Consider the following 14,023-nt stretch of genomic DNA (forward strand, 5'->3'; position numbering starts at 1 on the left):
TTGGCATCGAAGGGGTGAAGCAATGACGCTGCAGCACATCGATCGGCAGATCACGGTTCGCCGCAGTGGTGGCGAAACTGGGCTCGGCACCGACTTCCTGAACCTCGGCAGCAAGGCGGCTGTTCGCTTCCTGAAGCGCTACGGCGTGCTTGCCGGCTTCCTGGCGCTCTGGCAGGTGGCGAGCAGCGTCGGCTGGGTCAACGCGGCGGTGCTGCCGCCGATCGACATGATCGTCGTCGCACTCTGGAAGGGGCTTGCCGGCGGCAGCCTGCTCGGCGACATCGCCATCAGCCTGCAACGCGCCGGCATCGCCTTTGCGGCGGCTGTCGCCGTTGCCATTCCGCTCGGCCTGTTCATGGGCCAGGTGCGCCCGGTCGAAACCGCGCTCGATCCGATCCTGCAGGTGTTCCGGCAGACGTCGGCGCTGGCGCTCTATCCGGTGTTCATCCTGCTCTTGGGACTTGGCGAGACCTCGAAGATCTTCGTCATCTTCTGGGCGACGCTGTTTCCGCTGCTGCTCAACACCACCAGCGGCGTCAAGGAAGTCGATCCCAAGCTGCTTGAAATGGCGCGCGTCTATGGTGCGAGCCGGCTCACCGTGTTTCGCCGCGTCGTACTGCCGGGCGCCGTGCCGTCGATCTTCGTCGGCTTGCGGCTGAGCGCCACCACGGCGCTGCTGCTGCTGATCGCGTCCGAGATGATCGGTGCCAACAAGGGCATCGGCTTCCAGGTGATGAACGCGCAGTACAATTTCCAGATCCCGCTGATGTTTGCGGCAATCGTCATCCTCGCCGGGCTTGGCCTGATCGCCAACCAGGCATTGGTCACCCTGCAGCGGCGGCTCTGTCGCTGGAGCAATCCTGTCAACTGAGCAGTCCGCCCCTCACCGTTTACCTCCAGGAAGGACCCGATCATGAAAATCACCCGCCGTTCGCTGCTTGCCGGCGCGCCGCTTGCCGCCGGCCTCATCGCCGCCGGCCTGCCGCGCATGGCCTTTGCGCAAGCCGCAGCCGTCAAGTTCCGCTACCTCGCCAGCCGTGGCAGCATCTCCCCGCACGAGCTGGCCGACGAGCTTGGCTACTTCAAAGGGCTCGGCGTCGAGCTGGAGAATGTCGGCTATTCCTCGGGTGGACCGGAATCGCTGTTTGCGCTGTCTTCCGGCAGCGTCGACATCGGCTCGGCCGCCACCGCGGCGGTGATCAACTCGATCTCCGGCGGCAACGACTTCGTCGCGGCGTATCCGAGCAACGGCATCAACAAGGATGTGAAGAGCGTCTTCTACGTGCTGGAAGACAGCCCGATCAAATCGATCGCCGACATTGCCGGCAAGACCATCTCGGTCAACACGCTCGGCGCTCATCTCGACTATACGGTGCGTGAGGCCCTGCACAGCGTCGGCCTGCCGCCGACCGCCGCCAACCTCATTGTCGTGCCCGGCCCGCAGCTTGAGCAGACGCTGCGCTCGCGCCAGGTCGACATTGCCGGCCTCGGCTACTGGCAGGCGACCTTTGCCGGCGCGCTGGTCGCCAACGGCGGCGTGCGCGGCGTGTTCGACGACACCCAGGTGCTCGGCGAACTCGCCGGCGGCTTCGTCGTACTCAGGCGCGACTTCATTGCCGCCAACCCGGATGCGGCGCGCAACTTCGTCGAACAGTCGGCGCGCGCCTCGGACTGGTCGCGCCAGAACCCGGACGAAGCCCGCAAGGTGCTGGCCACTATCCTCGACAAGCGCGGTGAAAACGGCGATCTCGCCCGCTACTGGACCGGCTTTGGTCTGCGCGAAGGTGCACAGGCGACCGACCGCGACATCGACTTCTGGGTCGCCGTGCTGGAGCGCGACGGCCGTCTGGCCCAGGGCAAGCTGAAAGCCGCCGACATCCTGTACCGGCCCGGCGAAACCAAGATCAACTGAGCTTTGAAATAGCTGAGAGACAAGATGGCCGGTTCCAACCGTGGCGGAGAGGTCTCGATCCGCGACCTCTCCAAATCCTTCAGCCTCGGCGGGCGCCAGCTTGCCGTGCTGCGGACGCTCAACCTCGACATTCGTTCGGGGGAATGCCTGGTCATTGTCGGCGCCAGCGGCTCCGGCAAGACCACGCTGCTGCGTATTCTGGCCGGGCTGGAGGCGGCCGACAGCGGCGGTGTCGCGATCGACGGCCAGCCGGTGCATGGCGTCGGCGCCGAGCGTGCCGTGATCTTCCAGGAGCCGCGGCTGCTGCCGTGGCTGAGCGTGCTCGGCAATGTCGCGTTCGGCCTCGAAGTGCGCGGTGTTCCCAAGAGGCAGGCCGAGGAACGCGCCCGCTTCTACGTCGCCCTGGTCGGCCTTGCCGAATTCGCCGATGCTTTTCCGAGCCAGCTTTCCGGCGGCATGGCGCAGCGCGTCGGCATCGCCCGGGCGCTCACCGTGCAGCCCGAGATCCTCCTGCTCGACGAGCCGCTGGGGGCCCTGGACGCCATGACCAAGATCGGCATGCAGGAGGAACTGGCGCGCATCTGGAGCGAGGAGAACGTCACCATGGTGATGGTCACCCACGATCTGGAGGAGGCGATCTATCTGGCTGACCGGGTGCTGATCCTGCCCAAGGAGAAAGGCGGCGCGGCGCGGTTGATCGACATCGACCTGCCACGCCCGCGCGAGCGCAGCGAGAGCCGCTTCGTGCGCTACCGTGAAGAATTGCTGCGCGAATTCGGATTGCACTGATCAAGGGAAGGGGCCAGGCGTGGCTCCCCCGGAAGATTAGCTCTCGCGATTATTGCTTGGTGAACGTGCCCGTATAGGTTCGGTCGGCAAGCCCATAGGTGACGGCCAGCGTTCCGTCCGCCTGAATGACCGCGCTGACGTCCGCGCCATTGGGAAGGCGCCGCAGTTTCAACGTGTTGCCGAAAATCTTGCCTTCGCCATCGGCCACGCCCGGTTTGTTGTCGGCGACATCGCCCCAGGCATAGGTGGCGGTGACATTGCCGCCGCGCGTAATCGTCAGCACGGCGAGCTTGCCGTCATACATCCCGTCCAGCTGTCCGCCCCATATGCCGGAAAACGCGACATATTTGGCCGGGACGCCTTCGCCGGGCGGCATAACCCGCACGGATGGATCGAGGACCGCCGCACCATCAGGAGCAGAGATCGCGGCAGGCGCCATGGGCTGAGGTGCGGGCGCTGGCGGCGGCGATGATGGTTCAGGCGCCGACTGGCAGGCGACAAGCACGAATGCCGCGAAACCGAGCGTCGGAAAAAGACTGTTTGGTGGAGCCAATCGGGATCGAACCGACGACCTCTTGAATGCCATTCAAGCGCTCTCCCAACTGAGCTATGGCCCCACTCCGGCAGTCAGCCGTCGCCGTTGCCGGCGAGAGGTCCGGCGCGGGTTTCAGGACCGCGCCGTTTAGTGCAGGCGGCTTCTAACCCCGCCTTCCCTGAAGATCAAGCCTTCGAGGGCCGCTTTTTCGTCATAGCCCGTGAACGCCGCTAAATGCATGCGTTCGAAGCGTTCCTAGACTTCGTCGTCGTCGTCGCCGACGCCGATCATGTCGGCGACGTCGTCGTCTTCTTCCTCTTCGTCGGCAAGGAAAGTATCGTCCTCATCGTCGCCTAGATCGACATCGTCCTCGTCGTCGCCCAGGTCGGGAAGCTCGTCGCCGGCCTTGACGTCTTCGTCGGCCTCTTCAAGCGAGACGACTTCAACGCCTTCTTCTTCCTCGGCGTCCACTTCCTTCTCGGCCACTTCCTCTTCCTCTTCGAGGGCGGCGATCTTGCCGTCCTCGAAATAGGAACGCGGATACGTCTTGCCCGTATAGGGCGAGACGATAGGGTCCTTGTTCAGGTCGTAGAATTTTCGGCCCGTTTCAGGGTCGACACGCTTTGTGCCAAGTTCGTTTTTTGCCACGTCAAGCCTCGTCAGTAAAAGAGTGGTCCCCTTAACCACAGTTTACCGCGCTGTCAAAGCGAAAAGCCGGCGTCACAAAACCAAGCACTGGAAGGCCTCGCGCCAAGCGACGACCATGGGGATGACCATTCGTGCCCGCCGTGATACGAGACCGCCGCAACAAATGAAAAGCGCCGGTGCGCCGGCATTCCGTCCAGGGAAATTCCATGTCTCACGCCGCCGCTGCCAAGCCGGCCACCGCCCGCAAATCATCCGCCCTTTCCGGCACCGCTCGCGTGCCGGGCGACAAGTCGATTTCGCACCGTTCCATGATGTTCGGCGGCCTTGCCTCCGGCGAAACCCGCGTCACCGGCCTGCTCGAAGGCGAGGATGTGATGCGCACGGCGGCCGCCATGAAGGCGATGGGCGCGCATATCGAGAAGCGCGGCGCCGAGTGGGTGATCCGCGGCACCGGCAATGGCGCGCTGCTGCAGCCGGAAGGCCCGCTCGATTTCGGTAATGCCGGCACCGGCTCCCGCCTCACAATGGGCCTCGTCGGCACTTACGACATGGAAACGACCTTCATCGGCGACGCATCGCTGTCGGGACGGCCGATGGGCCGCGTGCTCGAACCCTTGCGCCAGATGGGCGTGCAGGTGCTGAAGGCGACGCCGGGCGACCGCATGCCGATCACGCTGCATGGGCCGAAACACGCCGCACCCATTACCTACCGCGTGCCGATGGCCTCGGCGCAGGTGAAGTCGGCCGTGCTGCTGGCAGGCCTCAACACGCCCGGCATCACCACCGTGATCGAACCGGTGATGACGCGCGATCATACCGAAAAGATGCTTAGGGGATTTGGCGCCAATCTCTCGGTCGAGACCGACGAGCGCGGCGTGCGCCACATCTTCATCGAGGGCCAGGGCAAATTGACGGGGCAGACCATCGCCGTGCCCGGCGACCCCTCCTCGGCCGGCTTCCCGCTCGTCGCGGCACTGATCGTGCCGGGTTCGGACATCGTCATCGAGAACGTGCTGATGAACCCCACCCGCACCGGCCTGCTTCTAACGTTGCAGGAAATGGGCGGCCAGATCAACATCTTGAACCCGCGCAATGCCGGCGGCGAGGATGTTGCCGATCTGCGCGTGCGCTACTCCGAGCTCAAGGGCGTCACCGTGCCGCCCGAGCGGGCGCCGTCGATGATCGACGAATATCCGGTGCTGGCGGTTGCCGCGAGCTTCGCCGAGGGCGAGACGTTGATGCAGGGGCTGGAAGAGCTGCGGGTGAAGGAATCCGACCGACTGGCAGCGGTTGCCAATGGGCTGAAGCTCAACGGCGTCGACTGCACCGAAGGCGAAGCTTCGCTCGCGGTGCGCGGAAAGCCCGGCGGCAAGGGGCTGGGCGGCCATCCCAATAGCCAGGACACGGCGGTGCAGACGCATCTCGACCATCGTATCGCCATGAGCTTCCTGGTGATGGGGCTGGCAACGGAAAAGCCGGTAACGATCGACGACGCCGCAATGATCGCGACGAGCTTCCCGGAGTTCATGGGGCTGATGACGGGGCTGGGCGCGGAGATTGGGTGATTTTCCCTGTCTCAATGTGCAGTATTCGTGCATGAGAGTGCAATGTCGGAATCGCGGCAATGATGGGCAGGCAGGTCAATTTCTGGTTGTCAGACAAAGATCAAACTGAGCTTCAGTCCATCGTGCTTTCAAAGGGGGTATTCGCGGTGATCAACAGCCAGTCGAAGACCCCCGCACCCTCGCTGAAAGAAAAATTTGAACGAGTGCACCCGGGCCGTAAGGTCGAGGGCTTTCATCTCGTTCCCAAGGCACTGAGGGAGGAAATTGTTTGGAAGCACAATCCATACAACGATACGTATGATCCCGATCTCAGCCGCTCATCTGTGATACAGTACAACCCATCCCGGACCGAAGGCAGTTCAATTTTTCAGGGCCGATTTTATTTCCAAGCGCGCGACTTCCACGATCTTGGGCAGTTGATAGAGAAGCATGCGGCATTCACCAAGATTGGCGACGCGCTGCTACGCCTGGTGCGGAAAAATCTAAATCATCTGCACAGTGGCTTTTACGCTGGAAATGAAGCTCTGAAGCTGAAAGATGCGGGTTTCCAGTTTCGATCCTGATAGTAGCAAATCTTCGAGGTCGCGAATTGCCGTTCACCATCGCCATCGACGGCCCGGCCGGCGCCGGCAAGGGCACGCTGGCCCGCCGGCTGGCCGACCACTACCGTCTCAACCTGCTCGACACCGGCCTCACTTATCGCGCGGTCGCCCATGCGTTGATCCGGCACGCGCTGCCGCTCGACAATGTCTCGGCCGCCGAAACCGCTGCCCGCCAGGTCAATCTAGCCAAGCTCGACCGGGCGGTCTTGTCGGCGCATGCTGTCGGCGAAGCGGCTTCGAAGGTAGCGGTTTACCCTACCGTTCGGCGCATCCTGGTCGAAAAGCAGCGCGATTTCGCCAAAACGCCGCCGGGCGCGGTGCTCGACGGGCGCGACATCGGCACGGTCGTGTGCCCTGACGCCGACATAAAACTCTATGTGACGGCGAGTGCGCAGGTGCGGGCGCAGCGCCGGCTGGCGGAAATCGAGAGCATCGGCGGCACTGCCAATTTCGCCGAAATCCTTGCCGATATCATGCGCCGCGACGAGCGCGACATGGGCAGGGCCGACTCGCCGCTGAAGCCCGCCGCCGACGCGCACTTGCTTGATACCTCCGAAATGGCTATAGAGGCCGCGTTTCTGGCGGCCAAAGCGATCATCGACGACGCCTTGGCCAAGAGAGATAAAGCCTGATCCAGGGTTTTCCCGCTGCCACCGATTGCCGGAAGCGAAGAAAATACCATATCGGGCACGAACCAGCCTGCCAGCATTCTTCATGCGCCGGAATTGCCGCTTAGGCGGCCCAGGGCTTTTGTAGCCCGGAACGCCGGCAGGCCAACGCAACGCTAACCCACGGCGCCCGTCCCGCAAGAGATGCGGGGCACTCCAGGAGAAAATATGACAGCTGCAAATCCCACTCGCGACGATTTCGCGAGCCTGCTCGAAGAATCATTTACCGCCGGCCACTCCGGCGAAGGTCAGGTCGTCAAGGGCACGATCCTGGCGATCGAAAAAGACATGGCCATCATCGATGTCGGCCTCAAGGTCGAAGGCCGCGTGCCGCTGAAGGAATTCGGCGTCAAGGGCAAGGACTCGACGCTCAAGGTCGGCGACACGGTCGAGGTCATGGTCGAGCGCATCGAAAACGCGCTGGGCGAAGCCGTCCTGTCGCGCGACAAGGCCCGCCGCGAAGAGAGCTGGGTCAAGCTCGAAGAGAAGTTCACCAAGGGTGAGCGCGTCGAAGGCGTCATCTTCAACCAGGTCAAGGGCGGCTTCACTGTCGACCTCGACGGCGCCGTGGCCTTCCTGCCGCGCAGCCAGGTCGATATCCGCCCGATCCGCGATGTCTCGCCGCTGATGCACAACCCGCAGCCCTTCGAGATCCTCAAGATGGATCGCCGCCGCGGCAACATCGTGGTGTCGCGCCGCACCGTGCTCGAGGAAAGCCGCGCCGAACAGCGTTCGGAAATCGTGCAGAACCTCGAAGAAGGCCAGGTTGTCGAAGGCGTCGTCAAGAACATCACCGATTACGGTGCGTTCGTCGACCTCGGCGGCATCGATGGCCTGCTGCATGTCACCGACATGGCATGGCGCCGCGTCAACCACCCGACCGAGATCCTCAACATCGGTCAGACGGTCAAGGTGCAGATCATCCGCATCAACCAGGAAACCCACCGCATCTCGCTCGGCATGAAGCAGCTCGAGAGCGATCCGTGGTCCGAGATCGGCACCAAGTTCCCGATCGGCAAGAAGATCAAGGGTACCGTCACCAACATCACCGACTACGGCGCGTTCGTCGAGCTGGAGCCGGGCATCGAAGGCCTCATCCACGTTTCGGAAATGTCGTGGACCAAGAAGAACGTGCACCCCGGCAAGATCCTGTCGACGACACAGGAAGTCGACGTTGTCGTGCTCGAGGTCGATCCGGCCAAGCGCCGCATCTCGCTCGGCCTCAAGCAGACGCTGGAAAACCCGTGGCAGGCTTTTGCCGCGAGCCATCCGGTCGGCAGCCAGGTCGAGGGCGAGGTCAAGAACAAGACCGAGTTCGGCCTGTTCATCGGCCTCGAAGGCGACGTGGACGGCATGGTGCACCTTTCCGACCTCGACTGGACCCGTCCGGGCGAGCAGGTCATCGAAGAGTACAATCGCGGCGACATGGTCAAGGCGCAGGTGCTCGACGTCGACATCGACAAGGAGCGCATCTCGCTCGGCATCAAGCAGCTGGCCAAGGACACGGTCGGCGAAGCCGCGACTTCAGGCGAACTGCGCAAGAACGCTGTCGTCACCTGCGAAGTCACCGGCATCAAGGATGGCGGTCTGGAAGTGCGGCTGGTCGACAGCGGCATCGAGACCTTCATCAAGCGCAACGACCTCAGCCGGGACCGTGACGAGCAGCGCCCCGAGCGCTTCTCGGTCGGCCAGAAGCTGGACGCCCGCGTCATCGCCTTCGACAAGAAGACCCGCAAGCTGCAGGTCTCGATCAAGGCGCTGGAAATCGCCGAAGAGAAGGAAGCCGTCGCACAGTACGGCTCTACCGACTCCGGCGCTTCGCTGGGCGACATCCTTGGCGCCGCGCTGAAGAAGCAGGGCAGCTAAGCCGCTTCGCGCGCAACGCGTAAGCCGCTTCGCGCAAGCTAGGCCTCGGCTGCGCCTCGCGCGCAGCCTGAACAAGAAAACCCGCGGGCCGCAAGGCTCGCGGGTTTTTCATGCTCGGCTGCGCGATTGGCACAAGACTAAGACCGTGCAACCCCTTCAATTCCGCACGCGCGGTTGTAGGCTCGGCCGTCGTTGCAGACGTAACACGGAAGTCCGGCCCCTCGGGCAACGGAGAAGCACGCGGGATGAAGGTCGTCGAACTCTATCGCTATCCGGTCAAGAGCCTGCGCGGCCATGCCGTGCCGAGCGCCGAGATCGAGACAATGGGCATGGAAGGCGACCGCCGCTGGATGGTCGTCGACAAGGATGGGCAGTTCCTCACCATTCGCCAGATACCTGATATGACGACGATCGACGTCGAGCATCGCGGAACGGGCATCCTGTTGAAACATGACAGGCATGGCTCGCACTTCGTCGAGGCACCGGCTCCCGGCACCGCGCTCCGGCAAGTCAAGATCTGGAAGGATATGGTTGCCGCGCGGCCGGGCGATCCGGCCGCCGGTGCATATCTCTCGGCTATTCTTGGCCGGCCCGTCGATCTCGTCTATTTCGACGATCCGCGAAACCGGCCGGTCGATGCGGAATTCGGCCAGCCTGGCGATTACGTCGGCTTTGCCGACGGTTTTCCGTTGCTGATCGCCACGACGGGCTCGCTGAACCATCTGAACAGCCATCTTGCCAGGCCCATCGAGATGGCGCGGTTCCGGCCAAACATCGTCGTCGACGCAGAAGGCGCATGGCCTGAAGACAGCTGGAAGACGATCCGCATCGGCACGGTGGAGTTGCGGATCGCAAAGCCCTGCTCGCGCTGCGTCATCACCACCCGAGATCCGTTGAGCGGCGAGCAGCCGGACCCGCGCGAGCCGTTGCAGACGCTTGGCAAAATCCACCGCTCCGCCAAGGGCGGCATCATCTTCGGCCAGAATGCCATTCCCAACAACGCCGGCACGATCGCCATCGGCGACGCAGTCGAGGTCGTGGAAGCAGGCGTCTCGAACCTGACGTAGTCGCAGGTCTTCTAATGCCGTGGAGGCGTCGGCGGTCGCCATGATTGAATGGCCAACCTCCGCTGTAGATCAGGCGAGGTCGGCAAAGGCCGCCATCGGGAAGCCAAGCCAAATGAGCCGCTCTGCGCGGCGGAACTTCAGGCGCGGCCGTAGAGTGGCGCCAGCGTGCCGTTCATCGCCAGATTGGCCGGTGATGCCAGATAGGCGATTGCCTCGGCGGCGGCTTCGAGGCTGACCCATTTGCCGAAATCGGCGTCCGGCATGTCGGCGCGGTTGGCCGGCGTATCGAGCGTCGAGGGCGCCACCGCGTTGACCAGTATGCCTTTGTGCTTCAGCTCTTCCGCCATCGCCACGGTCATCGCCGCCACCGCCGCTTTGCTCGCGGTATAGGCGACCATGCCCGCGCCTCTGCGCGGGTCGAGCCCGGCGCGTGCCGTGACATTGACGATGCGGCCCGCTGTGTTCGAGCCCAGCATGGAGCGCACTGCCGCGCGGCAGCACAGAAAGGCGGTGCGGGCGTTGGTGTCCATCATTTCGGCAAAGGATGCGGATTCGATTTTCTCGACGGGGGCCATGGCAAAGCCGCCGGCCAGATGGATGGAGGCCCACAATTCGGGGACGCTGTCATAGAAGGCATCGACCTTGGCAGGATCGGCGAGATCGACATTATGCGCCAGCCGGACGCGATCATGGGCCGCGAAGGGGAAATGCGAGGGGGCCGACGCGTGGGCATTCGGCACATGGCAGATCGCGCCGTCCGCCAGCAATTTGCCGACGACCGCGGCACCCAGCGCCCCGGTGCCACCGGTCACCACGATATGCTTGCCCTGAACTGTTTCCGTCATCCTGGACGCTCCTGTCGTTTCTTATGATTATGTCGCTTGTCGTGCCGCGCCGACGCAGAGCGTCGCGCCTTTTGCACGATCACTCAACCGACATCTCGACATGGCAGTTGTTGCGTCTTTGCATCGCTCGAAGTCGCCGACCGCCCCCTTCTGACCCGCGCATTGACGTAAAGCGCGCGGTCAAGCGTCAGTCGATGGTGATTTCGATGACGTGCGGCAGTCTGGTTGCGCGTGCGCGTTTGAGCGCATCGGCGAGACCGGCAGTACCGGCAAGCCGTTCGGCTGATATGCCGTAGGCCTCGGCCAGCTTGCAGAAATCCGGCGGCGCCGGCGACACGCCGACCGGCTCGATGCCGACATCGAGCATCGACGTTTCGATCTCGCGATAGCCTCTGTTGTTCCAGACGACGAAGATGACCGGTGCGGGTGCATCGAGCGCCGCGCCCAGCTCCGGCAAGGTGAACTGGAAGCCGCCGTCGCCGGTCAGGCAAACCACCGGCACGCCGGGCATGGCAAGGGCTGCGCCGATCGCCGCCGGTGGTCCGTAGCCGAGCGCGCCGAAACCGGTGGCGGCATTGAACCAGCCGCCTGGCCGGTCATGGTCGTAGTAAAGGTTGGCGGCGTAGATCGGCTGGGTGGAATCGCCGACGATGATGGCGCCCGGCAGCGCGTCGCGAATGGTTTCCACCGCACGCACCTGCGCGGCATAGGCCGGGCTGAGCTCGGCAAAGGCCGCCTTTCTCGACGCGGCTGCGCGGCTCTCGCCGTCCTTCGCCGCGGCATGATCAGGGTGGAGCGCGCCAAGCAGTGCGCCAAGCGCCTCCGCGCAATCGGCCTGGATGCCGACGCTCACCGGGCGGCGGGCGAGCTGGTCGGCGCCGATATCGATGCGGATCAGATTGGCGGGCAGCACGAAGCCGCCGTCGCTGTAACCGTCATAGTCGGTCGGGCCGAATTCGGTGCCGGCGGCGATGACCAGATCGGCGTCTGCCATCAGCGCACGCACCGCCTTCAGGCTGGGGCTGGCCGGCACGCAAAGCGGATGCGCGTGCAGCAGACCGCGCGCATTGGCGGTCTGGACGACAGGCGCGCCGAGCCNTTGGCGGTGTGGACGACGGGCGCGCGGAGCCGCTCGGCCAGGCGCTGCAGTGGCTGTTCGGCGCGCTTGGCACCGCCACCGGCAAGGATCAGCGGCCGGCGCGCGGCTGCGATCAGTCTGGCGGCCTCGGCAATGGCCGCGCCATCCGGCGCGGGCGCCGCCGCATTGGTGAGCGAAGCAGCGATGCCGTCCGCCGGTTTGACCATGACGTCGGTCGGGATTTCGATATGGACGGGGCCCGGCCGCGACGACGAAAACAGCGCGAAGGCCCGCGCCAGAGCGCCCGGCAATTCGCTGGCCTCGGTGACACGCTGCGAAAACAGCGCCACCTTCTCCATCATGCCGCGCTGGTCCGGCAGTTCGTGCAGGAAGCCCAGTCCCTTTCCCAACGTCGGCATCGCGTTGACGCCCGAAATCACCAGCATCGGCACCGAATCGGCGCGCGCCTGGCCCATTGCGGTGATGGTGTTGGTCAGCCCCGGTCCGGTGATGACAAAGGCAACGCCCGGCCGGCCGCTGGCACGGGCATAGCCGTCGGCCATGAAGCCGGCGCCCTGTTCGTGACGCGGCGTGACATGGCGTATCTTTGAACGCGCCAGCCCGCGATAAAGCTCGACAGTGTGGACGCCAGGAATGCCGAAAACGGTGTCGACGCCATGCGCTTCGAGCAGCGTGATGAGGGCTTCGCCGATGGTGGTCATGGGTTCTCTCCCGTTAGTGCCGACCACTGTTCAACGGAAACAATGATCGGCTCTACCTCTTTGTTTTTAACGCAATTCCGGACGGAAAACCGCTTCTCACTTTTCCTGGAATTGCGTTTGCGGCGCGAGGCCGAGCTCGGCCTCTATGGCTTTGACGCCGATCCCCGCCAATTCGCCAGGCGAGAACATCTCTGCGGCCAGACAGCCTTCGATCCAGAGCCCGTCGATGATCGCGTTGATCGCGATGGCATGGCGGCGCAGCTCATTTGCGTTTGGCCTGCGCTGCTCGGCGCCGAGCACTTCGGCAACGACTGCTTCCACCTCGTTGCGAAAGCCGAGATAGCCTTCGCGGTGGGCGCGAGCCAGGCTCGGATCCGCGCCGGCGCGGCCGATGAAGGTTGCCCAGAGCGAAAACACGCGTGCATCGATGATCGGCGCGTTGAGGTTGGCGGCAACGAAGGCCGCAAGGCGCTGGCGCGGCGAGGCGTCTTCCATGAGCAATGCCGCCTTCGCCTGCTCGGTCATGCGGCCCATCAGCGCCGCGTACGCTTCCTGCAGCAAGTCTTCCTTGCCGGGGAAATAGTGCCGGATCAGCCCGGCGGTGACACCGGCGCGCAGTGCGATGGTGCGCAGGCTGGCGCCCTCCAGCCCATGTTCGGCCACGCTGTCCAGGGTCGCGTCGATCAAATCCTGCCGCCGCCGCTCCTCGCCCTCGCGGCGGAACTTGCGGCGCTCATTCATTGCCGCAGGATGGGCCGCGTCAGGCATGTCGGCCCACCTTCGCAGGCGATGCAGAGGGCATCCGCCTCGAAGATTTGAACCGTGCAGCCGGCGGCTTCCATCGCGGCCTTGGTCTTGGGAAAGCCGGCGACGGCAATGACCTTATGCGGGCTGGTCGGCAGCACGTTCAGGCTGAGGCCGTTGGACGCGGCAAACTCTTCGGCGTCGCCTTCCACCAGCCGGATGCCGCGCGCCTTCAGCAACTGATAGAACGGCGCCGGCAAAAGCGGTGAATAGACCAGGGCCAGGTCGTCGGCCAGCGGGCTGATCACCGACATCAGATGCAGGCACGCCTCCTCGCCCTGCCACAGCGGCAGATCGAAGCCGTAGACGGAAATGCCGAGCGGCGTCAGCAGGTTGGAAACCTGCTGTATGCCTTCCTGGTTGGAGCGCACCCCGCGCCCGATTACCAGCGTGTTTTTATCCAGCCATACGCAATCGCCGCCTTCGACCTGGCCGGGAGCCTCGACGCGGCCGAGGATAGGAATACCCAAGCGTGTGTAGGTTTCCTCATGCAGCGATGGCTCCCTGGCGCGCAGTGGCTTGCCCATGGACAGGATCAGCGCGCCGCGATCGGTCATCAGTGACGGATCGTGGGTGAATACGGAATCCGACAGCCCGTCGGCATTGTCATCGATCCATTCGATTTCGGCGCCGGACGCCGTCACCAGCTCAGCGAGAGCCGCGTGCTGCGCCGCCGCTTTCGCCGGGTCGAAACCCGGGCCATAGTGCCAGGTAGCCCGGTCGGCACCGCGCATGGCATTGGCCGCCGACCGCATCAGCACGCGCCGCAACGGCGCCGCCATGGACTGTGATCCGAAAGCGCTCATCAGTGCCCTTTTCAATGCCGTGTTCAGGGTGAAAAAAATGGAAGAAATTTCATCGGAGGCTATTTATACACTTGCACAATAAGGCCGCAAGTGCCGTAATGAGCGGGATTGACGGG

The 14,023-nt window shown here is 64.0% G+C and carries 13 protein-coding genes, 1 tRNA gene and 1 pseudogene; 8 read left to right on the forward strand and 7 right to left on the reverse strand.

The window, feature by feature from the left end; all coding sequences use genetic code 11:
- Positions 1 to 22: 22 nt before the first annotated feature.
- From X728_RS143035 to X728_RS143025, 3 genes are read left to right on the forward strand one after another with little or no spacing between them, the layout of a single operon-like run.
- A complete protein-coding gene (locus X728_RS143035; protein WP_023711343.1) occupies positions 23 to 871 on the forward strand; it encodes an ABC transporter permease in 849 nt (282 codons plus the stop codon).
- Positions 872 to 913: 42 nt separating this feature from the next.
- Complete coding sequence (locus X728_RS143030) at positions 914 to 1,912, forward strand: ABC transporter substrate-binding protein (protein ID WP_023695917.1); 999 nt, start codon at positions 914 to 916, stop codon at positions 1,910 to 1,912.
- A 24-nt stretch (positions 1,913 to 1,936) separates the two neighbouring features.
- Positions 1,937 to 2,701, forward strand: a complete 765-nt coding sequence (locus X728_RS143025) for an ABC transporter ATP-binding protein (RefSeq protein WP_023671311.1) — start codon at positions 1,937 to 1,939, stop codon at positions 2,699 to 2,701.
- A gap of 49 nt (positions 2,702 to 2,750) precedes the next feature.
- Here the strand turns inward: X728_RS143025 and X728_RS0135955 are convergent, their stop codons facing one another.
- The 3 genes from X728_RS0135955 to X728_RS143015 form a co-directional block, all read right to left on the reverse strand.
- Positions 2,751 to 3,140 carry a hypothetical protein gene (locus X728_RS0135955; protein WP_023683541.1) on the reverse strand — a complete coding sequence of 130 codons (390 nt, stop codon included), beginning with the start codon at positions 3,138 to 3,140 and terminating at the stop codon, positions 2,751 to 2,753.
- Between the two features lie 102 nt (positions 3,141 to 3,242).
- Positions 3,243 to 3,318 (reverse strand) — tRNA-Ala (locus tag X728_RS143020).
- A gap of 173 nt (positions 3,319 to 3,491) precedes the next feature.
- A complete protein-coding gene (locus X728_RS143015; RefSeq protein WP_023683538.1) occupies positions 3,492 to 3,884 on the reverse strand; it encodes a TIGR02300 family protein in 393 nt (130 codons plus the stop codon).
- Positions 3,885 to 4,090: 206 nt separating this feature from the next.
- Between X728_RS143015 and aroA the strand changes: the two genes are divergently transcribed.
- From aroA to X728_RS142990, 5 genes are all read left to right on the forward strand, one after another.
- The gene (aroA, locus tag X728_RS143010; protein WP_023832571.1) at positions 4,091 to 5,449 is read left to right on the forward strand and encodes a 3-phosphoshikimate 1-carboxyvinyltransferase; all 1,359 of its coding nucleotides are present in this window, start codon (positions 4,091 to 4,093) and stop codon (positions 5,447 to 5,449) included.
- A gap of 59 nt (positions 5,450 to 5,508) precedes the next feature.
- On the forward strand, positions 5,509 to 6,012 hold the full coding sequence (locus X728_RS143005) for a hypothetical protein (protein ID WP_023832572.1): 504 nt from the start codon (positions 5,509 to 5,511) through the stop codon (positions 6,010 to 6,012).
- A 26-nt stretch (positions 6,013 to 6,038) separates the two neighbouring features.
- The gene (cmk, locus tag X728_RS143000) at positions 6,039 to 6,683 is read left to right on the forward strand and encodes a (d)CMP kinase (protein WP_031195781.1); all 645 of its coding nucleotides are present in this window, start codon (positions 6,039 to 6,041) and stop codon (positions 6,681 to 6,683) included.
- A gap of 204 nt (positions 6,684 to 6,887) precedes the next feature.
- Positions 6,888 to 8,585, forward strand: coding sequence for a 30S ribosomal protein S1 (gene rpsA / locus X728_RS142995; RefSeq protein WP_023832573.1), 1,698 nt, complete (start codon positions 6,888 to 6,890; stop codon positions 8,583 to 8,585).
- A gap of 245 nt (positions 8,586 to 8,830) precedes the next feature.
- Entirely contained in the window at positions 8,831 to 9,652 is an 822-nt protein-coding gene (locus X728_RS142990; protein WP_023695921.1) for an MOSC domain-containing protein, read from the forward strand.
- Between the two features lie 137 nt (positions 9,653 to 9,789).
- Here X728_RS142990 and X728_RS142985 read toward each other — a convergent pair whose 3' ends face one another.
- From X728_RS142985 to X728_RS142975, 4 genes and pseudogenes are all read right to left on the reverse strand, one after another.
- Entirely contained in the window at positions 9,790 to 10,497 is a 708-nt protein-coding gene (locus X728_RS142985; RefSeq protein ID WP_023832574.1) for an SDR family NAD(P)-dependent oxidoreductase, read from the reverse strand.
- A gap of 187 nt (positions 10,498 to 10,684) precedes the next feature.
- A pseudogene (locus X728_RS01000000167130) lies at positions 10,685 to 12,297 on the reverse strand (5-guanidino-2-oxopentanoate decarboxylase).
- A 96-nt stretch (positions 12,298 to 12,393) separates the two neighbouring features.
- Positions 12,394 to 13,065, reverse strand: a complete 672-nt coding sequence (locus tag X728_RS142980; protein ID WP_023671320.1) for a TetR family transcriptional regulator C-terminal domain-containing protein — start codon at positions 13,063 to 13,065, stop codon at positions 12,394 to 12,396.
- On the reverse strand, positions 13,035 to 13,907 hold the full coding sequence (locus X728_RS142975; protein ID WP_023671321.1) for a dimethylarginine dimethylaminohydrolase family protein: 873 nt from the start codon (positions 13,905 to 13,907) through the stop codon (positions 13,035 to 13,037). Before X728_RS142975 ends, X728_RS142980 begins: the two co-directional genes overlap by 31 nt.
- Between the last annotated feature and the right edge of the window lie 116 nt (positions 13,908 to 14,023).

The organism is Mesorhizobium sp. L103C119B0 (genome assembly GCF_000502235.1).
In the GTDB taxonomy this organism is placed as follows: Bacteria; Pseudomonadota; Alphaproteobacteria; order Rhizobiales; family Rhizobiaceae; genus Mesorhizobium.

What these genes read in the sequence shown, in the direction of transcription:
- rpsA (WP_023832573.1), top strand. Translation starts at nt 6,888, where the DNA reads ATGACAGCTGCAAATCCCACTCGCGACGATTTCGCGAGCCTGCTCGAA.
- X728_RS0135955 (WP_023683541.1), bottom strand. Translation starts at nt 3,140, where the DNA reads ATGGCGCCTGCCGCGATCTCTGCTCCTGATGGTGCGGCGGTCCTCGAT.
- X728_RS143005 (WP_023832572.1), top strand. Translation starts at nt 5,509, where the DNA reads ATGATGGGCAGGCAGGTCAATTTCTGGTTGTCAGACAAAGATCAAACT.
- X728_RS143025 (WP_023671311.1), top strand. Translation starts at nt 1,937, where the DNA reads ATGGCCGGTTCCAACCGTGGCGGAGAGGTCTCGATCCGCGACCTCTCC.
- aroA (WP_023832571.1), top strand. Translation starts at nt 4,091, where the DNA reads ATGTCTCACGCCGCCGCTGCCAAGCCGGCCACCGCCCGCAAATCATCC.
- X728_RS142985 (WP_023832574.1), bottom strand. Translation starts at nt 10,497, where the DNA reads ATGACGGAAACAGTTCAGGGCAAGCATATCGTGGTGACCGGTGGCACC.
- X728_RS143035 (WP_023711343.1), top strand. Translation starts at nt 23, where the DNA reads ATGACGCTGCAGCACATCGATCGGCAGATCACGGTTCGCCGCAGTGGT.
- X728_RS143030 (WP_023695917.1), top strand. Translation starts at nt 914, where the DNA reads ATGAAAATCACCCGCCGTTCGCTGCTTGCCGGCGCGCCGCTTGCCGCC.
- X728_RS142980 (WP_023671320.1), bottom strand. Translation starts at nt 13,065, where the DNA reads ATGCCTGACGCGGCCCATCCTGCGGCAATGAATGAGCGCCGCAAGTTC.
- X728_RS142990 (WP_023695921.1), top strand. Translation starts at nt 8,831, where the DNA reads ATGAAGGTCGTCGAACTCTATCGCTATCCGGTCAAGAGCCTGCGCGGC.
- X728_RS142975 (WP_023671321.1), bottom strand. Translation starts at nt 13,907, where the DNA reads ATGAGCGCTTTCGGATCACAGTCCATGGCGGCGCCGTTGCGGCGCGTG.